A 21,914-nucleotide genomic window follows, 5' to 3' on the forward strand; every position below is an offset into this window, starting at 1 on the left:
CCCGGGCGGCGGCCCTTTCGCCGTGACATGCCCCGTTACGCGCCCAGCAGCCTGCGCACCCGGTCCGCCCCCACCGCGAGCAGCAGCGTGGGCAGGCGGGGCCCCGTGTCGCGGCTGACGAGCAGCCGGTAGAGCAGGGCGAAGAAGGACCGCTGGGCGGCCTTCAGCTCGGGCGTCGGCTTGGCGTCCGGCTCCAGGCCCGCCAGCACCTTCGGCACGCCGTAGACGAGCGTGGTGAGGCCGTCCAGGGACCAGTGCGTGTCCAGCCCCTCCAGGAGGAGGCGCAGCGACTCGCGGCCCTGGTCGTCGAGCGAGCCGAGCAGCTCCTTGTCGGGCTCGTCCCGGACGATGGTGCGGGCCTCGGCCGGGACCTGGGTGGTGATCCAGTTCTCGGCGCGGTCGAGGCGCGGGCGCGCCTCGTCCAGCGAGGTCAGCGGGTTGTCCGGGTCCAGCTCGCTGAGGATGCGCAGCGTCTGGTCCTCGGCGCCGGCGGTGATGTCGGCGACCGAGGCGAGCGTCCGGTACGGCAGCGGGTGCGGGGTGCTCGGGAGCTCCCCGGCCGCCGTGCGGACGGCTCGGGAGTGCGCGGCGGCGTCGGCGGGCAGCACCGTGCCGTCGGCGACCTTGCGGCCCAGCGAGTCCCACTCGTCGTACAGCCGCTGGATCTCCTGGTCGAAGGCGATCTTGAACGACTGGTTGGGCTTGCGGCGGGCGTAGAGCCAGCGCAGCAACGGCGCTTCCATGATCTTCAGCGCGTCGGCCGGGGTGGGGACCCCGCCCTTGCTGGAGGACATCTTGGCCATGCCGGAGATGCCGACGAAGGCGTACATCGGCCCGATGGGCTGCACGCCGTCGAAGACCTCGCGGACGATCTGGCCGCCGACGACGAAGGAGGAGCCGGGCGAGGAGTGGTCGACACCGCTGGGCTCGAAGATCACACCCTCGAACGCCCAGCGCATCGGCCAGTCGACCTTCCACACCAGCTTGCCCCGGTTGAACTCCTTCAGCCGGACCGTCTCGGCGAAGCCGCACGCCGAGCAGGTGTAGTTCAGCTCGGTGGTCTCGTCGTCGTAGGAGGTGACGACGGTGAGGTCCTTCTCGCAGTTGCCGCAGTAGGGCTTGTACGGGAAGTAGCCGGCGCTGTTGCCGCTGCCGTCGTCCTCGGCGGCGGCGCCGGAGCCCTCGGCGGCCTCCAGCTCGGCCTCGTCGACCTTCTTCTGCTGCTGCGGCTTCTTACCGCCGCCGCCCTTGCCCTGGGCCGCCGGGTCCTTCTTCGTCCGGTAGCGGTCGAGCACGGCGTCGATGTCGGCACGGTGCTTCATCGCGTGCAGGATCTGCTCGCGGTAGGTCCCGGCGGTGTACTGCTCCGTCTGGCTGATTCCGTCGTACTCGACGCCCAGCTCGTCCAGGGCCGCCGTCATGGCGGCCTTGAAGTGCTCGGCCCAGTTCGGGTACGCGGAGCCGTCCGGGGCGGGCACCGAGGTCAGCGGCTTGCCGATGTGCTCGGCCCAGGACGCGTCCACGCCCGGGACGCCGTTCGGGACCTTGCGGTAGCGGTCGTAGTCGTCCCAGGAGATCAGGTGGCGCACGGTGTACCCGCGGCGGCGGACCTCGTCGGCGACCAGGTGCGGGGTCATGACCTCGCGGAGGTTGCCGAGGTGGATCGGGCCCGACGGGGACAGACCGGAGGCGACGACGACCGGTTTGCCAGGCGCACGACGCTCCGATTCGGCGATGACATCGTCCGCGAAGCGGGAGACCCAGTCGGTCTCGGTGCTGGTCTGACTCTCGGCCACGGTCGGCACGTCCTTCTCTCGTCTGTCGGTCCCAGTGGGTTACCGGCCATTCTCCCAGCTACCCCCCGCAGCGCGAAAACGGCTTTGTGCCGGGCGCGGAACACCGTGCGGAACCGGGCGGAACACCGTGTGGAACAGCCCCGCGCCGGGCGTAAAACGGTTTTACACCCCATGGGATACTGGGGAGATCCCTTGTCCCCCTACGGAAACGGCAGCCAGACATGGCCTCGGTCCCTTCCCTCGCTTCCACGCTCCAGCAGCAGCTGGCGGACGCCCTGACGGCAGCTCTGCCGGACGCCGGCGCCGCGGACCCGCTGCTGCGCCGAAGCGACCGGGCCGACTTCCAGGCCAACGGCATCCTGGCGCTCGCCAAGAAGCTCAAGGGCAACCCGCGCGAGCTGGCCGCCCAGGTCACCGCCGCCCTCCCGGCGGGCGGGCCGATCAAGGACGTCGAGGTGTCCGGCCCCGGCTTCCTCAACATCACGCTCACCGACCGGGCGATCGTCGAGACGCTCGCCGCCCGGGCGGCGGACACCGAGGACCGGCTCGGCGTGCCGCTGAAGGACGACGCCGGGACCACGGTCATCGACTACGCCCAGCCGAACGTGGCCAAGGAGATGCACGTCGGCCATCTGCGGTCGGCGGTCATCGGTGACGCCATGGTCAAGATCCTGGAGTTCACCGGCGAGAGGGTCGTCCGGCGGCACCACATCGGCGACTGGGGCACCCAGTTCGGCATGCTCATCCAGTATCTGATCGAGCACCCGGGCGCCCTGAAGCACGAGGACGGCGCGACGGACGGCGAGGCGGCGATGTCGACGCTGAACCGGGTCTACAAGGAGTCGCGGGTCCTGTTCGACTCCGACGAGGAGTTCAAGGCCCGGTCCCGGGACCGGGTGGTGGCGCTCCAGGCCGGGGACCCCGAGACGCTTCGGCTGTGGCAGGGCTTCGTCGACGAGTCCAAGATCTACTTCCACTCGGTGTTCGACAAGCTCGACATGGAGATCGCCGACCCGGACATCGTCGGTGAGTCCGGCTACAACGACATGCTGGAGGAGACCTGCCGGATCCTGGAGGAGACGGGCGTCGCCGTCCGCTCCGAGGGTGCGCTGTGCGTGTTCTTCGACGATGTGAAGGGCCCGGACGGCAACAAGGTCCCGCTCATCGTGAAGAAGACGAACGGCGGCTACGGCTACGCGGCGACCGACCTCTCCGCGATCCGGAACCGGGTCCAGGACCTCAAGGCCGACACCCTCGTGTACGTGGTGGACGCGCGGCAGTCGCTGCACTTCAAGATGGTCTTCGAGACGGCCCGGCGGGCCGGCTGGCTGAACGAGGACGTCAAGGCCGTGCAGCTCGCGTTCGGCACGGTCCTCGGCAAGGACGGCAAGCCGTTCAAGACCCGGGAGGGCGAGACCGTGCGGCTGGAGGACCTCCTCGACGAGGCGGTCGGCCGGGCCACCGCGGTCGTCCGGGAGAAGGCCGGGAAGGTGGGCCTGTCCGAGGAGGAGATCGTCGAGAACGGCCGGTACGTCGGCGTCGGCGCCGTGAAGTACGCGGACCTGTCGACCTCCGCCGTACGGGACTACAAGTTCGACCTCGACCAGATGGTGTCGCTCCACGGCGACACGTCGGTGTACCTCCAGTACGCCTACGCCCGGATCCGGTCGATCCTGCGCAAGGCCGGGGACGCGGTCCCGGCCGCCCACCCGGAGCTGGAGCTGGCCCCGGCGGAGCGGGCGCTCGGTCTGCACCTGGACCAGTTCGGCGAGGTGCTCGCCGAGGTCGGGGCGGGCTACGAGCCGCACAAGCTGGCCGCGTATCTCTACCAGCTGGCGTCGCACCTGACCACGTTCTACGACCAGTGCCAGGTGCTCAGCCCGGACAACGCCCCGGAGGTCGTCGAGAACCGGCTCTTCCTGGTCGAGCTGACCGCCCGGACCCTGCACCGGGGGATGGCGCTGCTGGGCATCCGGACGCCCGAGCGGCTCTGACGGCACTGGCTGTCCCGCCCTCCGTACGTCGGCCCCGGCACCTGGGAAGGTGCCGGGGCCGATCGCGTTACCTACGAGGTCACTGCGGGCGGCCCAGCGCCCATCCCGACACATCGGCGAGGCGTCCGCGCCACAGCGGCAGGGAGACCGGGTTCATGGACCCGACGACGAGCGTGACGTCCCGCAGGTGGATCCAGCGGGGCAGCCGGGCCGTCTCCGCGTCCTCGTCGGCGCGCAGTTCCCGTACGCCCTGGTCGACCGTCTCGGGGAACTCGGCGAGCAGGTTGGCCCCCTCGCCCTCGACCTGGCGCAGGCTCCTGGCCCACTCGGCCTTCCACTGCTCGTGCCCGATGACGTCACCGTGCAGGAGGCCGCCGGGGTGCGTGAGGGTGAGGGGCAGGCTGGAGCGCGGGTCCTCGTCGAGGAGCTGGATGAGCAGTTGGAGCTGAAGGTCGGGCAGGGGTTCGGTGATCACCGCGGCGGACGGTGCCGGCGAGGTCTCGGCGGTGGCGCTCATGGGCCCTTCCCTTCACATGACGGACGACGGTCGCCCTCCCCACCTGCCCGGCGAACGCGCGAGCACGCCCCCGGCCGGCCGGCTCGTCGGGTGGCGCCGGGATCCGGAGGAAGGAATCAGAGGAACCGGCGGATGGGCACGACGGCCGCTTCCTTGGCCCGCTGCACGAGGTCGCGGCGCTTCCACCGGCCGCGCTCGATCGCCACGCTGTTCTCCCGGTCCTCCTCGAAGTGGCCGTCGAGGGTGGCGGTGAAGTCCTGGTCGAGGACGGCGAGCATGACTTCCTCGTCGTGGTCGAGGGAGCGCCGGTTGAAGTTGGTGGAGCCGATGAGGGAGGCGACCCGGTCGATGGTGAGGGTCTTGGTGTGCATCATCGTCGGCTGGTACTGGTAGATCTTCACGCCACAGGCGGTCAGGTCCTCGTAGTAGCGCTGTCCGGCGAGCTGGCAGACCCGCTTGTCGGTGTGCGGGCCAGGCAGCAGGATCTCGACCTCCACCCCGCGCGCGGCGGCGGCGCACAGCAGCCCGGTGAAGTAGGCGTCGGGGGCGAAGTAGGCGGTGGTGAGGCGGATGCGTTCCTCGGCGGATTCCAGGACGACCCGGATCAGGGTCTGCATGTCCTGCCAGCCGAAGGAGGCGGAGCCGCGTACCACCTGGACGACGGAGTCGCCGTGGTGCTCCTCCGTGACGAACCGGTCGCGCTCGTCGAAGAGTTCGTCGTGGCACTCGGCCCAGTTCTGGGCGAACGCGGCGGCCAGCCCGTCGACGGCGGGCCCGGTGACCTGGACGTGGGTGTCGCGCCACTCGTGCTCGTTGCGGGCGTCGCCGCACCATTCCTCGGCTATCCCGACGCCGCCGGTGAACGCGGTGCGCTCGTCGACGACGAGGACCTTGCGGTGGCAGCGGTGGTTCTGCTTGAGCGGCGAGAGGTAGAGGGGCTTGCGGAACCAGGTCACCGTGACCCCGGCCCCGTCCATCAGGTCCAGCTGGTCCTGCTCTATGAGCCGCGACCCGAACCCGTCGAGCATGAGCCGCACCCGGACCCCGGCCCGGGCGCGGTCGGCCAGCGCCTCGGCGAACTGGGAAGCGATGTCACCCCGCCAGTAGACGAACGTCATCAGATCGATGGTGTGCTCGGCCTCGCGGATCGCCTTCAGCATCGCGCCGAAGATGGCGTCGCCGTTACGGAGCGGAACGAGGGCGTTCCCCTCGGTGGCGGCGATGCCGATCAGCCGCTCCAGCCTGCGTCTGAGTCGATGGGACCGTTCTTCACAGGTACGCGCCTCCGGGGCCGTGCGGTCGGAGGCTTCGGCAGCAGTGGCGGACATGAATCACCTGATGGGTACGGGGATGAGGCGGCCCCACGCGTCCGTCGCGCGGCGGCGGGGTCGCCAGGACGTCGCAGACTGTACTCCCGAGTTGTGAACGTGTGTACGACTACTGTCGGTCAGCCACCGGAACGGCCCGCGTCGCCTCACGTCTGCCCAACGCGCTCCCACCCGTAACCAGGCCCGCCGTGGACGTACTCCGGCCGCCCCTTCATCCCGCTCGTGCGGAACGGCTTCCCGCGGTCGTCGATCCGCAGCGTCCCCTCCTTGCCGCCGCTGCTCCACTCCAGCTCCAGGTACCAGGTGACGTCGTAACTCACGGCCTTCATGTCGAGGTTGAACACCTCCACGTCCTCGGACGACACCTTGTACGGGAAGTCCACGGCCGGGACCTCGATGTCCCCCTGCGTGCCCGGCACCGGCCGGAGGGTGGGGTTCCCGGCGTCGAGGTGGGAGGCGAAGGACTGGGGCGTGATCCCGCTGCCGCAGCCGTTGCCCATCCGGTACGCCGACCAGGGCAGCGGAGCCTTGCGGGACACGACGCGGACGTGCATGCCCTTGAGGACGACCGCCTCGCGCGAGGTCCCCTGCACGGTGAGCTGGAGCAGCATGTTCCCGGCGTCGACCCCGCCGTACGACTCCGCCCAGCCGCGCCGCTCCTGCGGCGCGGGCGGCGGATCGACCTCGTCGGGCTCCCGGTTCACCAGATAGTGCTGGCCGCAGGGTTCTTCCCAGTTGTACGAGGAGATGCTGACGGTCGGCGGAGCGCCGAGGCCCGTACCGTCCCCGCCGCCACCACCGCTCTGCGACTGTCCGGGACCGGAGCCGCCCGAGGGCTTCGCGGACGGCTGCCCCGACGGGGACGGGGACCCGCTCGCCGAAGGATTGGCCGAACTCGGCTTCCCCGAGGGCCGGGGCGTGCCCGATGCGGAGCCTTCCGGCGCCGCCGCGAGGTCCCCGCCCGCGTCCTCCACCCGGTCCGCGGCGCTCCCGCCGCCCTCCTTCCCCGACCCGGCGAGTTCGACGGCGACGACGGTGGTGGGCACGAGGAGCGCGGCGACCGCGGCGGCGGCGATGAGCACCCTCGTACGCCGGGAGAGCCGGGACCAGCGGGAGCCCGGGCCCGGCCGGTCAGGACCGCTGAAGCCACGTGCCGTAGCGGGCGGCGGGGACACGTCGCCAGCCCCGTCACGCTCGTCACGCTCGTCACGCCCGGGGGCCTCGTCGGCTTCAGCGGCTCGGGGGCCGGCAGCAGCCGCGGGAACCCCGGCAGGAGCGGCGGGGGCTGGGGCGGCGGGAGCAGGGGCGGCGGCAGGGGCTGCCGCTCCCGCCGGAGGCCGCCGCCGCGCCGCGTCCGCCACGATCCACCGCCGGTGCACCTCCACCAGCTCCTCGCCGGACGCCCCGCACACCCGCGCGAACCGCTCCACCGGGGCGAACTCGTTCGGCACGGCGTCCCCGTTGCAGTACCGGTGCAGGGTCGACGTACTGACGTGCAGCTTCCCGGCGAGCACACCGTAGCTGCGCCCCGAACGGTCCTTCAGATCCTTCAGCAGAGCCGCGAACTCCACGGCCTCCGGCGTCGCCACGACGGCGCTCCCCTTCCTCGTGCGTCCCGGAACGGCGTTCCAGGGACACGGAATTCCCGCAGGTCACCGTATGCGTAGACGTTCCAGCTTCCCCAATGGTTCGGCAGGCGTTGCGGCCGGAATCCGTCACCCCACAAGCTCGGACCAGACCACAGCAGCACCACGGACCGGCCGTTCAACCGGATCAGCACACCAACCGAGACCGAGTACGGGGAGTACCACCACCATGCGCACCAACCGCATCCGCACCACCGCCATCGCCGCCACCGCCCTCGCGGCCGCCCTCTCGCTCACCGCCTGCGGCGGCGAGGACAAGGCCATGGGGACCAAGCCGGCCGGCTCCGCCGAGACCGCGACCCCCGCGGCGACGAGCACCGACGGCAAGGCACAGTCCGACGCACCGGAGGCGGGCGCACCCGAGACGCAGACCGTCCCCGCCGAGGGGAAGCACGCGGGCGGCAAGAAGCCGCAGGCAGCAGCGATCCCGGCCTGCACGCCCAAGAACTCCACGATCAAGGTCTCCAAGGTGAGCCGCCCGATCAACCACCTGCTGCTCACGGTGACCAACACCGGCTCCAAGGACTGCGCCGCCTACCACGCGCCGTTCCTCCGCTTCGACGACGCGCAGGCGGTGTACCCGGTCCTCGACGACAGCAAGCCGCAGGCGGTCGTCACGCTCGCCCCCGGCCAAGAGGCGTACGCGGGCATCGCGCTCCTCGGAGAGCCCGGCGAGAACGAGCCGGTCAAGAGCGACAACCTCGGCGTGATCATGGTCGACAAGAACAACCAGGCCAAGGGCGAGTCCACGCTGAAGCTCCCGGCGGAGACCTACACGGACAGCCTGGGCTTCATCACGTACTGGCAGTCGGACGTCGAGAACGCCCTGATGTTCTGAGCCCCACAGAGCACCGAAGAGCACCGCAGGCCGGCGCCTGACATGCAGTCACCACGCGCGACCCGTACACAGGTGTTGTACGGGTCGCGCGTGCGTGAAGTGGGTGCCGGGGTGGAAGGGGGAACCGCCCACCCTCGCACCCGACGCCTGGTCGGCGTTCGCCGCCTACGCGGTCGCCGCCCGACCCCCATCGCCGTAGGGCCTCATGCCCGGACCGTCTCGTAACGAAGCAGAACGACCCCGTTCCCGAAGGTCCGGGTCTCCAGCAGCCGGAGCGTCAGCCGCTCCTCGGTGTCACGGAAGAAGGGGCGGCCCCGGCCGAGGATGACGGGATGGATGTAGATCCGGTACTCGTCGATCAGATCGGCCTGCCGGAACGACTCCAGCAGATCCGCCCCGCCGACCGCCAGGTCCCCCGAGGCGGCGTCCCGCAGGGCGCGCACCTGCTCGGGATCGACCTCGTGCAGCAGGGTCGCGTTCGGCCCCACGCTCTCCAGCGTCCGCGAGAAGACGTACTTCGGCATGTCCCGCCAGATCCCCGCGAATTCGGCCATCGGTCCCTCGTTGGCCGGGTCCTGATCGGCGGTCGGCCAGAACTCCTCCATCAGCTCATAGGTGACGCGCCCTTCGACGAAGCCGCCCATGGTCCGAAAGTAGTCGTTGAAATGCTGGTGGACCTCCTCGTCGACGGTGTGCCAGTCGATGTCGTGGTCGGGCCCTTCGAAGAATCCGTCGAGGGAGAGCGAGATGGACGTGACGATCCTGTTCACGGCGGCTCCTGCCGGATCGGCCCGGTCGACGGGGACGACCGGGCGGCGCGCAACGGGCCTCGACGATACGTCCCCCGCAGCCGGTTCCCCGGGAAATGAGCCTTCCCGAGGCAGGCGTCGGCACGCCCTGGCCTGGACGCATGATCACCTGCGTCGTGCGGTACACCACCTCTTCAGGCCCCCGGCCGCGGGGGCTGACCGGCCGCAGGAGCCGCACGGCTCCGAGGGGCCCCACGGCTCCAGGGGGGCGCTCCTCCCTCAAGGGCCGCCTGCCCCGCTCGTTGTCAGTGCCGCCGCCTAGGCTCCCCACCATGGCGACGCTCCCGAATCCCCTGCCCGATCCGGCCTCCTCCGGCCTGGATCTGCCGCCCGGCTCCCTGGTGGACGCCACGCTGGACGGCCCCTGGCACGAGCCGCTGCTCTGGTACGCGGACGGTCCGGCGGCCCCGCGCGACTGGACGGAGCTGAGGGCGGCCGGGCGGCGGGTCGGGCTGCTGCCGGTGCTGGTCACGGGCGGCCACCGCGGCCGGTGGCCCAAGGACTGGGACCTCTGCCCGGACGGCATGACGTATCCCGGCGACCACGACGCCGAGGAGGTCCTCGCGGACTACTGGACGGACCACGCGGACGACGAGGCGGGCGACGGCACGGCGGACCACAAGAGCGGCGAGGAGCAGTCCGGCGGCCCCGGGTCCTGGCCCGGCCTCGCGCCCGTCCCCGCCCGGGAGGCGGCCGAGGACGCGGACACGGTGGCCGCGGGCCTCGCGGGCGTGATCGCCGCCGACGCGGACGAGTGGCTCGGCGGCGCCCGGATGGCCCTCGTCCCGGCCCGCCGCAGCGCCGACATACCGGCGGCGATCGGCTGGTCGGGTCCGGTGAACCACGAGAACGACGTGGCCCGGCTCTGCGCGGTGCTCCGCTCCTGGGAGGACCGGTACGACGCCCGGGTCGTGGTGCTCGGCTTCGACACGATGATCGTCTCCGTGGGCCGCCCGCCCGCCACCATCGAGGAGGCCCGCGCCCTGGCAGCCGAGCACTACGCGTTCTGCCCGGACACCATCGACCAGGCCCCGCCGCACGACATCGACCTCTACGCCGAGAAGGCCGTGCTCAACCAGGAAGCGTGGTCGTTCTGGTGGGACTGAACACGACAGGGCTGAACGCGATGGGGCCGGACAAGGACCGTACGGCCGGGCAGCAGTCGGACCTGTTCCGGATCAAGGCGTGGTGGCGCACGCTCGGCGGCGAGGGCTTCACCGTCCTGCCTCCCCCCACCCGGGGCCGCTACACCCAGTCCGACGGCCACGAGGACGCGGCGGAGATGTTCGCGGTCCAAGGCATCGCGGCCGACACCTCCTTCGCGTACTGGCACTGGCAGTCCCACGACGCCTTCGAACGCTCCGGCGACCTCCGGGGCGTGCTGTACCTGCACTGGGGCGGCGACCACGCCACGGTCGCCGCGGGCCTGGGCGAAGGGCCTCCCGGCTACCGGATCGTCGACAACGGCCCCCGGGGCGCCTTCCAACTGGACCGGGTCACGTCGACAGACGCCGACGGGCTGCCCGATCCCGAAGACACCGCAGGCGTACGCCAGTTCCTCGCCCGCCTCGACGAGCCCCGCCGCCGGACCGCCCGCTCCACGGAGTACGACCCGCTGACCCCCGCCGAGGAACGCTGGCTCCACGACCGGCTGTCGGGCCCCGTGGACCTGGGCTCCGTCTCCCGCTTCGCCACCCCGCTGGAGCACCGGCAGGCGCTCACCCCCGACGAGGCGGCACGGCTGCTGGCCGCCTGGCGGGAGACGTACGCCGGGCGGCTCGCGACCTGGCGCGGCGGGGGTTCCGTGCTGCGAGTGCTGCTGCGCCAAGAGCACCCGGACGCCTGGGCGGTGGCCGCCGAGCTGGGCGCCACCGCGTCCCACGCCCTCGCCGCGCACCCGTCCCCGCGCTCGCTGGAGCTGCTGCGAACCTGGGCCCTGACCGGGCACGAGGGCGCTGTGGGCGGCTGGTTCCGCGCCCACCACGCCCTGCACGAACCGGACCCGGTCACGGCGGCCCGCGCGCTCTCCGAGGAGCTGACGGCCCACAGCGCGCCCGAGGCCACCCAGACGAGCCTCCTCAACGCGCTGCGGGAAGCGGCCGTGGACGAGCCCCGGACCCGACCCTTCGCCGCCGACGCCTTCTCTCCGCTCCTCCTCGCCACCATCCGGTTCGCCACCGACGACCGCTTGCCGCGCCCGCTGCGGGTCGCCGCCGCCAAGGCGGCCACCGACACGGCCGGACGCGTACGCGAAGCGGCCGGACGCCTCACCGGGGACGAAGCAGCCGAGGCGCTGGCCGCCGTCGACCACTACGAGGCCGTCCGCGACGACCTCCTCGCCGGCACCGGACCCGACCTGGCCGGCTACGTGGGCGGGCTCGGCGACATCTGGCACCGCTACCGCACCCTCTCCCCCGCCGACGTCCAGTGGCTCCGCGCCCAGCTCGCCGACCCGTCCACCGGCCTCCAGGGCATCGCCTTCTGCCTCGAACTGCTCTACGCCCACGGCGAGGCCACCGAAGCGGACCTGCAAGCCCTCCTCCCCCGCTGGAAGAAGGAGCTCACCAAGCAGTACCGCACCACGTACACCGAGTGGCGCCACCCGCTGGTCACCCTGACCTGCCTGGCCCTCGACCGGGAACACCCGGCCGCCGCCGACCTGCTGGCCTGGTGGGCGAAGCCCAAGCCGCTCTGGAAGGACCCGGTCCGGCTGCTCACCCACCTCGGCGCGCCCGACGAGGCGAAGGCCGCCGAGCTGTGGGAGTTCATCGTCTCCGGCGGGGACGACACGGGCCACCTGATGACGTGGGTGCTGCTCCGCGCCCGCCTCGACGGCACGCATCCACTGCACGTCGCGGAGAAGCTGATCGGGGAGCCGGGCGTCCGCGCGTACGTCCTGGACCGCGTGCTGCTCGGGGTGGCCGCCCCCGCCCAGCCGCTGTGGCACTACGCGATCGACCCGCGCAGCCACAGCTGGTGGCGGCGCGCCCAGGAGGTGGCGGACCACCCCGGCCTGTCCGCCGGGGCCCGCGCGATCGGCATGAAGGCGGCACGCGGGCACTGCGTCACCCGCTACCCGGACCAGGTCCGCCCGGCCCTCACGGACGGGCAGGTGGCCGAGGCGCACGCCTGGCTGGCGGCCCGCGCCGGCAGGAGCGCCGCGGACTGAGCCCTGGTACGCATGCGGGCGGCGGCCCCACGCGGTCGGCTCGGGCCCATGAACGCCGACAGGCCTGCGTGGACCGTCCTGTCGTCCTGTGGCTCGGCCCGCCCACCGCCCTGATCGTGCTGACCGCGAGCTGGGCCGTCCCGCACCAGCTCCGCCACGCGGCCCGGCGCGTGGGCCTGGCACTCGCCGCACCTGCCACCCGGGGGGTCACTTTCGTAGCATTCATGGCACTGGTCGACTGGCCCTGACAGAAAGTGTCCACCCCCATGAACGACACGAACCTCACGACCACGACGGAAGCCGCTTCCCCGGCCCAGGCCACCGAAGCGACCGAAGCCGCCGAACGCCTGATAGCCGAGTTCCGCGCGCTGCCCCCGGACAGCGACCGCAAGCGCGAGATCATCACCGAACTGGACGCCAACGCCCAGGCGCTGCCGTTCCTCGTCTCGGTCGTGGCGGACCCCGGCGAATACGACCTCGCCCGCGTCGAGAGCGCCACCGTCCTGCGCCTGTGGCCCCCGGCCGACCCCGCTCTGCGCCACGAGGCGGGCCGCGCCCTGCTCACCGCGCTGCGCGACCCGGAGGAGGACCTGGTCCGCCAGTACGCGGCGATGTCCCTGGCTCCCTATACGGGCGACCCGGTCGTCGCGACCGTCCTGGACACCACCGCGCGGGCCGACGAGGACCCCCTCGTACGGGACAGCGCCCGCTTCTCCATCAAGGAGGCCCACCGGCTCCAGGAGACCGGAGCCGGCCGCCCCTGAGCGGCCCAAGCCCAGGCCCAGGCCCAGGCCCCGGCCCTGGCGCCCGGGCCGCCGGGTTCAGCGCCGCAGCCACCCGGCGACCTCGGTCGCCCAGTAGGTGAGGATCATCTGCGCCCCGGCCCGCCGGATCCCGGTCAGGCTCTCCAGGATCGCCTTGTCCCGGTCGATCCAGCCCTTCTCGGCGGCGGCCTCGACCATCGCGTACTCGCCGCTGATCTGGTACGCCGCGACCGGCACGTCCACGGACTCGGCGACCTTGGCGAGGATGTCCAGATACGGTCCGGCGGGCTTCACCATGACCATGTCCGCGCCCTCCGCCAGGTCCAGCGTCAGCTCCCGCAGCGACTCGCGGGCGTTGGCCGGGTCCTGCTGGTAGGTCTTGCGGTCACCGGTCAGCGAGGAGCCGACGGCCTCGCGGAACGGGCCGTAGAAGGCGGAGCTGTACTTCGCGGTGTAGGCGAGGATCGACACGTCCTCGTGCCCGGTCTGGTCCAGGGCGTCCCGGACGACCCCGACCTGGCCGTCCATCATGCCGCTGGGGCCCACCACATGGGCCCCGGCGTCCGCCTGGACCTGGGCCATCTCCGCGTACCGCTCCAGGGTCGCGTCGTTGTCCACCCGGCCGTCCGCCGTGAGGACCCCGCAGTGGCCGTGGTCGGTGTACTCGTCGAGGCACAGGTCCGACATCACGACCAGGTCGTCGCCGACCTCCTCGCGGACCGCGCGCAGGGCGACCTGGAGAATCCCGTCCGGGTCGGTGCCCGCCGTGCCCCGGGCGTCCTTCTTCGCGTCCTCCGGCACCCCGAAGAGCATGATCCCCGAGACCCCGGCCGAGACCGCCTCGACGGCGGCCTTCCGCAGGGTGTCCAGGGTGTGCTGGTGCACGCCGGGCATGGCCGAGATGGCGACCGGGGCGTCGATGCCCTCCCGGACGAACGCGGGGAGGATCAGGTTCGCCGGGTCGAGCCGTGTCTCGGCGACCATCCGCCGCATCGCCGGGGTCGTCCGCAGCCGCCGGGGGCGGGAGCCGGGGAAGTTTCCGTACGCAGTCATCCTTCGACGATAGACCCGCACGCGGCACGGTCTTACCGACACCGATGCCGGGAAAGGGCCGGGGAGAGGCCCCCGACAGGCCCCCGGAACGACCGTGGGCCCGGCCGCCGAAGCGACCGGGCCCACGCACCTTCGTACCTGCTACGTCGTCGTCCGACGTCTGCGCGCACCCGGGCGCCGCTCGCTCGGCCGGGTCACCGGGTCGCCGGCCTCCTTCGCCGCGTCCCGGCGCTGCGCGCCGAAGGCGGCGAGCGCCTCGGCGAGCTTGTGCACCGACGGCTCCGGGGACAGCACGTCGACCCGCAGGCCGTGCTCCTCGGCGGTCTTCGCGGTGGCCGGGCCGATACACGCGATGACGGTCACGTTGTGCGGCTTGCCCGCGATGCCGACCAGGTTCCGGACGGTCGAGGACGAGGTGAACAGGACCGCGTCGAAGCCGCCGCCCTTGATCGCCTCGCGGGTGTCGGCCGGCGGCGGCGAGGCGCGGACCGTGCGGTACGCGGTGACGTCGTCGACCTCCCAGCCCAGCTCGATGAGCCCGGCCACCAGGGTCTCGGTGGCGATGTCGGCGCGCGGCAGGAACACCCGGTCGATCGGGTCGAAGACCGGGTCGTAGGGCGGCCAGTCCTCCAGCAGCCCGGCGGCGGACTGCTCGCCGGAGGGCACCAGGTCCGGCTTGACGCCGAAGTCGATCAGCGCGGCGGCGGTCTGCTCGCCGACCGCGGCGACCTTGATCCCGGCGAAGGCCCGGGCGTCCAGCCCGTACTCCTCGAACTTCTCCCGGACCGCCTTGACGGCGTTCACGCTGGTGAAGGCGATCCACTCGTAGCGCCCGGTGACCAGGCCCTTGACCGCGCGCTCCATCTGCTGGGGCGTACGCGGCGGCTCGACGGCGATCGTCGGGACCTCGTGCGGCACCGCACCGTAGGAACGCAGCTGGTCGGAGAGCGACGCGGCCTGCTCCTTGGTACGCGGGACGAGCACCTTCCAGCCGAACATCGGCTTGGACTCGAACCACGCGAGCTGGTCGCGCTGGGCGGCGGAGCTGCGCTCTCCGACCACGGCTATGACCGGCCGGTGGCCCTCGGGCGAGGGGAGCACCTTGGCCTGCTTGAGGGTCTGGGCGATCGTCCCGAGGGTCGCCGTCCAGGTGCGCTGGCGGGTGGTGGTGCCCGCGATCGTCACGGTGAGCGGGGTGTCGGGCTTGCGGCCCGCCGAGACCAGCTCACCGGCGGCAGCGGCGACCGCGTCCAGGGTGGTGGAGACGACGGCGGTCGCGTCGCTCGCGCCGACCTCGCCCCAGCACCGGTCGGACGCGGTACGGGCGTCGACGAAGCGGACGTCCGCGCCCTGCGCGTCCCGCAGCGGCACCCCGGCGTACGCGGGCACGCCGACGGCGTTCGCGACGCCCGGGACCACCTCGAAGGGCACCCCGGCGGCGGCACAGGCGAGCATCTCCGCGCCCGCGTCGCCGTCCAGCCCCGGGTCGCCCGCGACAGCACGGACCACCCGCCTGCCGCCCTTCGCGGCCTCCATGACAAGATTGGCCGCATCCCTGAGAACGGGTACACCGGCGCTTGTTGACGAGACGTCAACAAGCGTCAGCTCAGGCGTGCTCACGCCTTCCCGCGCATGGCTGCGAACGACGTCGAGCACATCGGGCTCGGCGACAAGGACGTCCGCGCTCGCGAGCGCTTCGACAGCGCGCAGAGTCAGCAGTCCCGGGTCGCCGGGACCGGCGCCGAGGAAGGTGACCTGGCCTTGGGCGGACAGGACCGGAAAGTCGGATGCGGCGGGGCCGGTGGGGCTCAAAGTGCTCGCTCCCCCATAAGACCGGCCGCACCCTTGGCGAGCATCTCGGACGCGAGTTCGCGACCGAGGGCCGCCGCGTCGTCGTGCGACGTGGGGACGGGACCGGTGGTGGACAGCTGTACGAGCGAGGAACCGTCGGTGGTACCGACGACTCCGCGCAGGCGCAGTTCGTTGACAACCTGTCCGTCGACCAGGAGGTCGGCCAGCGCACCCACAGGTGCGGAGCAGCCGGCCTCCAGGGCGGCGAGCAGGGCACGCTCGGCGGTCACGGCGGCCCGGGTGTACGGGTCGTCGAGCTCGGCGAGCGCGGCGGCGAGGTCGGCGCTGGACGCGGCGCACTCGATCGCCAGTGCTCCCTGGCCGGGAGCGGGCAGGACGGTGTCGACCGGCAGGAAGTCGGTCACCTCACCGCTCCGGCCGAGACGGCTGAGCCCGGCGGCGGCGAGAACCACCGCGTCGAGCTTTCCGTCGCGCACGAACCCGATCCGCGTGTCGACGTTGCCCCGGATGGGGACGGTCTCGATCCGCAGTCCGTGGGAGCGGGCGTACGCGTTGAGCTGCGCCATGCGGCGCGGCGAACCGGTGCCGATGCGGGCGCCGTCGGGCAGCTGCTCGAAAGTCAGCCCGTCCCGGGCGACCAGCGCGTCGCGCGGGTCCTCGCGCGGCGGCACGGCCGCCAGCACCAGGTCGTCGGGCTGACTGGTCGGCAGGTCCTTGAGCGAGTGGACGGCGAAGTCCACCTCGCCCCGCAGCAGCGCCTCGCGCAGGGCCGCGACGAACACACCGGTGCCGCCGATCTGCGCCAGGTGCTCGCGGGAGACGTCCCCGTACGTGGTGATCTCGACGAGCTCGACGGCGCGCCCGGTCACCTCGCGAACCGCCTCGGCGACGAGTCCGGACTGGGCCATGGCGAGCTTGGAGCGCCGGGTGCCCAGCCGGAGCGGCGCGGTGCTCCGCGCGCCCGGGGATGAGTTGTCGGTCATGACCGCCCTCTATTCGGGTCGTTCAGGTCTGCCCGGGAGACGGCGGCCACCGTCTGCGGGTCGAGGTCGAAGAGTTCTCGCAGCGCGTCCGCGTACCCGGCGCCGCCGGGCTCGCTGGCCAGCTGCTTGACCCGCACGGTGGGCGCGTGCAGGAGCTTGTCGACGACGCGGCGCACGGTCTGGGTGATCTCGGCGCGCTGCTTCTCGTCCAGGTCGGGGAGGCGGCCGTCCAGCCGGGCGATCTCGCCGGCGACCACGTCGGCGGCCATGGTGCGCAGGGCGACCACGGTCGGGGCGACGTGGGCGGCGCGCTGGGCGGCGCCGAAGGCGGCCACCTCGTCGGACACGATGGTGCGGACCCGGTCCACATCGGCGGCCATCGGGGCGTCGGCGGACGCCTCGGCGAGCGACTCGATGTCGACGAGGCGCACACCGTCGATGCGGTGGGCGGCGCCGTCGATGTCGCGCGGCATGGCGAGGTCGAGCAGCGCGAGCCGGACGGGACCGGTGGACTGTGCGGGCACGGTGACCCGGCGCGGCCCGGTCCTCGGACCGGCGTGCGCGGCGGAGGCGACGGAACCGTTCTCCACCCAGGCGGCGTGCTGGTCGACGTCGTCCGGGGCCGGGGTGACGGTGGCCGTCGGCCGCTCGGGCGCGGCGTCCAGGCTCACGCCCAGGGCGTCGGCGAGGGCGTCGGCGGTGAGCACGAGGCCGGTGGATCCGGTGCAGGAGACGACGATGTCGGCACGTGTCAGTTCGTCGCCCACCGCGGACATCTCGACGGCGCGGGCGCGCACGGCGGTGTCGTCGCCCTGCTGGAGGATCTCCACCAGGCGGTCCGCGCGGGCGCGGGTCCGGTTGGCGACGACGATCTCGGCGACCCCGGTGCGGGCGAGGGTCGCGGCGGCCAGCGAGGACATCGAGCCGGCGCCGATGACCAGGGCGCGCTTGCCCTCGGCCCACAGGGCGGGGTCGGCCCCGGCGGCGAGCTGCTGGAAACCGAAGCTGACGAGCGACTGCCCGGCCCGGTCGATCCCGGTCTCGCTGTGGGCCCGCTTGCCGACCCGCAGGGCCTGCTGGAAGAGGTCGTTCAGCAGCCGTCCGGCGGTGTGCAGCTCCTGGCCGCGCGCGAGCGCGTCCTTGATCTGGCCGAGGATCTGGCCCTCGCCGACGACCATCGAGTCGAGCCCGCAGGCCACCGAGAACAGGTGGTGGACGGCCCGGTCCTCGTAGTGCACATAGAGATACGGAGTGAGCTCGTCCAGCCCGACGCCGCTGTGCTGGGCGAGCAGGGTGGACAGCTCCGCGACGCCCGCGTGGAACTTGTCCACGTCCGCGTACAGCTCGATGCGGTTGCAGGTGGCCAGGACGGCGGCCTCGGTCGCGGGTTCCGCGGCGAGGGTGTCCTGAAGCAGCTTGGCCTGGGTCTCGGCAGCGAGGGACGCCCGCTCCAGTACGGAGACGGGGGCGCTGCGGTGGCTCAGTCCGACGACGAGGAGGCTCATGCCGGCATCACGGCGGGCATGTCCCCGTCGGGTCCCTTCCGGCCTGCGGGCGTTGCGCGCATCGGGGGCGCGCCCTCGTCCTCGGCGGCGGCGTCCTCGCCGGCCTTGCGCTGCTCGTGGAACGCGAGGATCTGGAGTTCGATGGAGAGGTCGACCTTGCGCACGTCGACGCCCTCGGGTACCGAGAGCACGGTCGGCGCGAAGTTCAGGATGGAGGTCACACCGGCGGCGACGAGCCGGTCGCAGACCTGCTGGGCCGCGCCGGGCGGAGTGGTGATCACACCGATGGACACACCGTTGTCGCTGATGATCCGGTCGAGGTCGTCGGTGTGCTGGACGGCGATCCCGGCCACCGGCGTACCGGCCATGGCGGGGTCGGCGTCGATCAGCGCGGCGACCCGGAAGCCGCGGGAGGCGAAGCCGCCGTAGTTGGCGAGGGCCGCGCCGAGGTTACCGATGCCGACGATCGCGACCGGCCAGTCCTGGGTGAGCCCGAGCTCGCGCGAGATCTGGTAGACGAGATACTCGACGTCGTATCCGACACCGCGGGTGCCGTAGGACCCCAGGTAGCTGAAGTCCTTGCGCAGCTTCGCCGAGTTGACGCCGGCCGCCGTGGCCAGCTCCTCGGAGGAGACCGTGGGGACCGATCGCTCGGAGAGCGCGGTCAGGGCGCGCAGATACAACGGAAGTCGGGCGACGGTGGCCTCGGGAATTCCTCGGCTACGGGTCGCCGGTCGGTGAGTTCGGCCAGTTGCCACGGTGCTCCTGCGGGATGAGCGGGGCTGCAGGCGGCCGTATGTCCCAGGACCGCCCCGTCGAATGCAGGCTATGTCTTTGTGAACGCGTGCACAAAGATAGTGTCCGTTTTGTCCGGTCAAAGTGACCGGGGTCACGCACATTTCCCGCGCGATCCCGGAACCGGGGACCGCATCAGCCCGTTGCAGCCTCGAAGGGGGCAAAGCGGTACACACTCCTCACAACTCAGCCCCCGAGGCCACTCAAAACGCCCGCAATGTTAACCGGGTTTCGCGTCAGCACCCAGCGCCTTGCGCAGTCTCGCCGGGTCCACGCGCCAGAACGTGTGCTGTTCGTCATCGATCAGCACCACCGGGATCTGCTCCCAGTACTCCCTGTACAGCTCCTCGTCCTCGGTGATGTCCTTCTCCACCCACGACGCACCGGTCTCCTCGCAGACCGCGCTCACCACCGCCCGCGCGTCCTCGCAGAGATGGCACCCGGGCTTTCCGACCAGCGTGACCACCCGCTCGGCGGGCTTCTTCCGGTGACGTCGCAGCAGAGGACTCATGCCTACATTCTGCGCCCGCCGCGCCTTAATCCCGAGCCCCCCGGCCCCGCGACGGACCGCCCGGAATCGCCCGATTCACCAATCCGACCCGAAGCGTTCACGCCACCGCATCGCGGCAGGTCGGGAAGGTACGGGCGGACTGGCTATGCTCACCGCATGGCCGCTCTTGGATGGCTCACACCCCGTAGGCGTTCCGCTACCGCACGGAGCGTCCTGGCAGGCGAGGCCGCCGCCGAGGCCGCGCGCAAGACCTCGGCCGCCGACGACGACTCCGCCCTCCTGACCAAGGCCCCGGCAGAAGCGGACGCGACACCCCCCGTGGAGCCCGCGTTCCCGGTCGCCGGGGACGACCGCGCCGCCGCCTTCTTCGACCTCGACAACACCGTGATGCAGGGCGCCGCGATCTTCCACTTCGGCCGCGGCCTCTACAAGCGCAAGTTCTTCGAACGCCGCGAACTCACCCGGTTCGCCTGGCAGCAGGCGTGGTTCCGGCTGGCCGGCGTCGAGGACCCCGAACACATGCAGGACGCCCGCGACAGCGCCCTGTCCATCGTCAAGGGCCACCGCGTCTCCGAGCTGATGTCCATCGGCGAGGAGATCTACGACGAGTACATGGCCGACCGCATCTGGCCCGGCACCCGCGCCCTGGCCCAGGCCCACCTGGACGCCGGACAGCGGGTCTGGCTGGTCACCGCCGCCCCCGTGGAGACCGCCACCATCATCGCCCGCCGGCTCGGCCTGACCGGCGCGCTCGGCACCGTCGCCGAATCGGTCGACGGCGTCTACACCGGCCGCCTGGTCGGCGAACCGCTGCACGGCCCCGCCAAGGCCGAGGCCGTCCGCGCCCTCGCCGCCGCCGAGGACCTCGACCTGGAACGCTGCGCCGCCTACAGCGACTCGCACAACGACATCCCGATGCTCTCGCTGGTCGGCCATCCCTACGCGATCAACCCGGACACCAAGCTCCGCAAGCACGCCCGCGCCCGCGACTGGCGGCTGCGCGACTACCGCACCGGGCGCAAGGCGGCCAAGGTCGGCATCCCGGCCGCCGCCGGGGTCGGCGCGCTCGCGGGCGGCACGGCCGCCGCCGTCGCGCTGCACCGCCGCCGCCGCTGACCCGCCCGGCGCCTGTTCGCCGCCACCGCGCCCCGTGCCGCCCGCCCCGTCCGGTCACGGGGCGCAGCCACGCCCGGGGCCGGGCGTCCGATCGTGATCCGTTTCGTCAACGCGACCGACACCCCCTCCCGCCAGTCGGATCGTCGACGCCCGGCCACAACCCGTCGCCCCCATAGGCAGATCACGAAGTAATCCGATCAATAAACGGTCACCATGTGCTACTTGATCCGTCACTTAGCGATAAGAGAAGCGACGGAACCGGTGATTTAGACAACTGGGTGTAGCGCTGCCTGCACGAAGCGTTATTCTCCTCAGACGCATCACGGAGACCGCCACTCGCTACCACGGGTGACGATTTTCGAACTGCTCGTGATGGAAGCTCTGCCTCTGGGAGTCCCGTGTACCCACACGTCGGGGTTGACGCCTCGGGCCTGGCTACGCTGCGTGCATCGGTCATTGACCGCTTGCGCGGCTTCGTCCCCACCGCGTACGCCGTCCCCGCATTTGCCACCCCTGCACCTGCCGGCCCTTGCTACGCCCTGGCCGAACGCGGTGCGGCGGTCGGAAGACGCAGCACCCGCGCCGCCTCGACCACCACGTCGACCGTCCGCCGTCCCACGGCCGACAGCGACAGCGCGCGCATGATGGATCTCGTCGAGCGCGCACAGGCCGGTGAGGCGGACGCCTTCGGCCGCCTGTACGACCAGTACAGCGACACTGTGTACCGGTACATCTACTACCGCGTGGGCGGCAAGGCGACCGCGGAGGACCTCACCAGCGAGACCTTCCTCCGCGCGCTGCGCCGTATCTCCACGTTCACCTGGCAGGGCCGCGATTTCGGCGCCTGGCTGGTCACGATCGCTCGCAACCTGGTCGCCGACCACTTCAAATCCAGTCGTTTCCGGCTGGAAGTGACCACCGGCGAAATGCTCGACGCCAACGAGGTGGCGCGCAGTCCCGAGGACTCCGTCCTGGAGTCCCTCTCCAACGCCGCGCTGCTCCAGGCCGTGCGGCGACTCAACCCCCAGCAGCAGGAGTGCGTGACCCTGCGGTTCCTCCAGGGCCTCTCGGTCGCCGAGACCGCCCGGGTGATGGGCAAGAACGAGGGTGCGATCAAGACCCTCCAGTACCGAGCCGTACGGACGCTCGCCCGACTCCTGCCGGACGACGCCCGCTGATCGACCTCTGCGTGACCGTCCCGTCACGCACTGGTCCGATCATCTTTCGTGCGTAACCCAAGTGCCGCGCACGTCGTTGTGCCGGTTGCAGGCCCCCTGT

18 protein-coding genes are annotated in these 21,914 nt (G+C 71.9%); 7 read left to right on the top strand and 11 right to left on the bottom strand.

Features of this window, described 5'->3' with window-relative positions:
• Nucleotides 1-35: 35 nt before the first annotated feature.
• Entirely contained in the window at nt 36-1,805 is a 1,770-nt protein-coding gene (lysS, locus tag ACFWRV_RS33005) for a lysine--tRNA ligase (protein ID WP_384339592.1), read from the bottom strand.
• Between the two features lie 212 nt (nt 1,806-2,017).
• On the opposite strand from lysS, the gene argS reads away from it, so the two are divergent.
• Nucleotides 2,018-3,790, top strand: a complete 1,773-nt coding sequence (argS, locus tag ACFWRV_RS33010; protein ID WP_384339593.1) for an arginine--tRNA ligase — start codon at nt 2,018-2,020, stop codon at nt 3,788-3,790.
• Between the two features lie 79 nt (nt 3,791-3,869).
• Here the strand turns inward: argS and ACFWRV_RS33015 are convergent, their stop codons facing one another.
• From ACFWRV_RS33015 to ACFWRV_RS33025, 3 genes are all read right to left on the bottom strand, one after another.
• Nucleotides 3,870-4,307 carry a hypothetical protein gene (locus ACFWRV_RS33015; protein ID WP_384339594.1) on the bottom strand — a complete coding sequence of 146 codons (438 nt, stop codon included), beginning with the start codon at nt 4,305-4,307 and terminating at the stop codon, nt 3,870-3,872.
• Nucleotides 4,308-4,423: 116 nt separating this feature from the next.
• The gene (locus ACFWRV_RS33020) at nt 4,424-5,635 is read right to left on the bottom strand and encodes a phosphatidylserine/phosphatidylglycerophosphate/cardiolipin synthase family protein (protein ID WP_384339595.1); all 1,212 of its coding nucleotides are present in this window, start codon (nt 5,633-5,635) and stop codon (nt 4,424-4,426) included.
• 146 nt (nt 5,636-5,781) lie between these two features.
• The gene (locus ACFWRV_RS33025; RefSeq protein ID WP_384339596.1) at nt 5,782-7,224 is read right to left on the bottom strand and encodes a helix-turn-helix domain-containing protein; all 1,443 of its coding nucleotides are present in this window, start codon (nt 7,222-7,224) and stop codon (nt 5,782-5,784) included.
• A gap of 226 nt (nt 7,225-7,450) precedes the next feature.
• Between ACFWRV_RS33025 and ACFWRV_RS33030 the strand changes: the two genes are divergently transcribed.
• Complete coding sequence (locus ACFWRV_RS33030; protein WP_384339597.1) at nt 7,451-8,119, top strand: DUF4232 domain-containing protein; 669 nt, start codon at nt 7,451-7,453, stop codon at nt 8,117-8,119.
• 203 nt (nt 8,120-8,322) lie between these two features.
• Here ACFWRV_RS33030 and ACFWRV_RS33035 read toward each other — a convergent pair whose 3' ends face one another.
• Complete coding sequence (locus ACFWRV_RS33035; protein WP_384339598.1) at nt 8,323-8,889, bottom strand: dihydrofolate reductase family protein; 567 nt, start codon at nt 8,887-8,889, stop codon at nt 8,323-8,325.
• Between the two features lie 311 nt (nt 8,890-9,200).
• Between ACFWRV_RS33035 and ACFWRV_RS33040 the strand changes: the two genes are divergently transcribed.
• From ACFWRV_RS33040 to ACFWRV_RS33050, 3 genes are all read left to right on the top strand, one after another.
• A complete protein-coding gene (locus tag ACFWRV_RS33040) occupies nt 9,201-10,034 on the top strand; it encodes a DUF4253 domain-containing protein (RefSeq protein ID WP_384339599.1) in 834 nt (277 codons plus the stop codon).
• Nucleotides 10,013-12,097, top strand: coding sequence for a hypothetical protein (locus tag ACFWRV_RS33045; protein ID WP_384339600.1), 2,085 nt, complete (start codon nt 10,013-10,015; stop codon nt 12,095-12,097). The genes ACFWRV_RS33040 and ACFWRV_RS33045 overlap by 22 nt, the downstream gene beginning before the upstream one ends.
• Nucleotides 12,098-12,363: 266 nt before the next feature.
• Nucleotides 12,364-12,861 carry a hypothetical protein gene (locus ACFWRV_RS33050; RefSeq protein WP_384339601.1) on the top strand — a complete coding sequence of 166 codons (498 nt, stop codon included), beginning with the start codon at nt 12,364-12,366 and terminating at the stop codon, nt 12,859-12,861.
• 57 nt (nt 12,862-12,918) lie between these two features.
• Here the strand turns inward: ACFWRV_RS33050 and hemB are convergent, their stop codons facing one another.
• The 6 genes from hemB to ACFWRV_RS33080 all read right to left on the bottom strand — a co-directional run bounded on the left by hemB (nt 12,919) and on the right by ACFWRV_RS33080 (nt 19,520).
• The gene (gene hemB, locus ACFWRV_RS33055; protein WP_384339602.1) at nt 12,919-13,914 is read right to left on the bottom strand and encodes a porphobilinogen synthase; all 996 of its coding nucleotides are present in this window, start codon (nt 13,912-13,914) and stop codon (nt 12,919-12,921) included.
• 141 nt (nt 13,915-14,055) lie between these two features.
• A complete protein-coding gene (locus ACFWRV_RS33060) occupies nt 14,056-15,726 on the bottom strand; it encodes a uroporphyrinogen-III synthase (protein WP_384339603.1) in 1,671 nt (556 codons plus the stop codon).
• On the bottom strand, nt 15,723-16,709 hold the full coding sequence (gene hemC / locus ACFWRV_RS33065) for a hydroxymethylbilane synthase (RefSeq protein ID WP_384339604.1): 987 nt from the start codon (nt 16,707-16,709) through the stop codon (nt 15,723-15,725). The genes ACFWRV_RS33060 and hemC overlap by 4 nt, the downstream gene beginning before the upstream one ends.
• On the bottom strand, nt 16,706-18,214 hold the full coding sequence (locus ACFWRV_RS33070; RefSeq protein WP_384339605.1) for a glutamyl-tRNA reductase: 1,509 nt from the start codon (nt 18,212-18,214) through the stop codon (nt 16,706-16,708). The genes hemC and ACFWRV_RS33070 overlap by 4 nt, the downstream gene beginning before the upstream one ends.
• Complete coding sequence (locus ACFWRV_RS33075; protein ID WP_205083295.1) at nt 18,211-18,972, bottom strand: redox-sensing transcriptional repressor Rex; 762 nt, start codon at nt 18,970-18,972, stop codon at nt 18,211-18,213. Before ACFWRV_RS33075 ends, ACFWRV_RS33070 begins: the two co-directional genes overlap by 4 nt.
• 257 nt (nt 18,973-19,229) lie before the next feature.
• Nucleotides 19,230-19,520 (bottom strand): glutaredoxin family protein, encoded by a 291-nt coding sequence (locus ACFWRV_RS33080; RefSeq protein WP_384339606.1) that lies wholly within the window; start codon nt 19,518-19,520, stop codon nt 19,230-19,232.
• Between the two features lie 156 nt (nt 19,521-19,676).
• On the opposite strand from ACFWRV_RS33080, the gene ACFWRV_RS33085 reads away from it, so the two are divergent.
• Together ACFWRV_RS33085 and ACFWRV_RS33090 are read left to right on the top strand one after the other, a co-directional pair.
• Nucleotides 19,677-20,636 carry an HAD family hydrolase gene (locus ACFWRV_RS33085; RefSeq protein WP_384339607.1) on the top strand — a complete coding sequence of 320 codons (960 nt, stop codon included), beginning with the start codon at nt 19,677-19,679 and terminating at the stop codon, nt 20,634-20,636.
• A 398-nt stretch (nt 20,637-21,034) separates the two neighbouring features.
• Nucleotides 21,035-21,814 carry an ECF subfamily RNA polymerase sigma factor, BldN family gene (locus ACFWRV_RS33090; RefSeq protein WP_075265693.1) on the top strand — a complete coding sequence of 260 codons (780 nt, stop codon included), beginning with the start codon at nt 21,035-21,037 and terminating at the stop codon, nt 21,812-21,814.
• Nucleotides 21,815-21,914 lie beyond the last annotated feature (100 nt).

This window comes from Streptomyces sp. NPDC058576 (assembly GCF_042718715.1).
GTDB lineage: Bacteria > Actinomycetota > Actinomycetes > Streptomycetales > Streptomycetaceae > Streptomyces.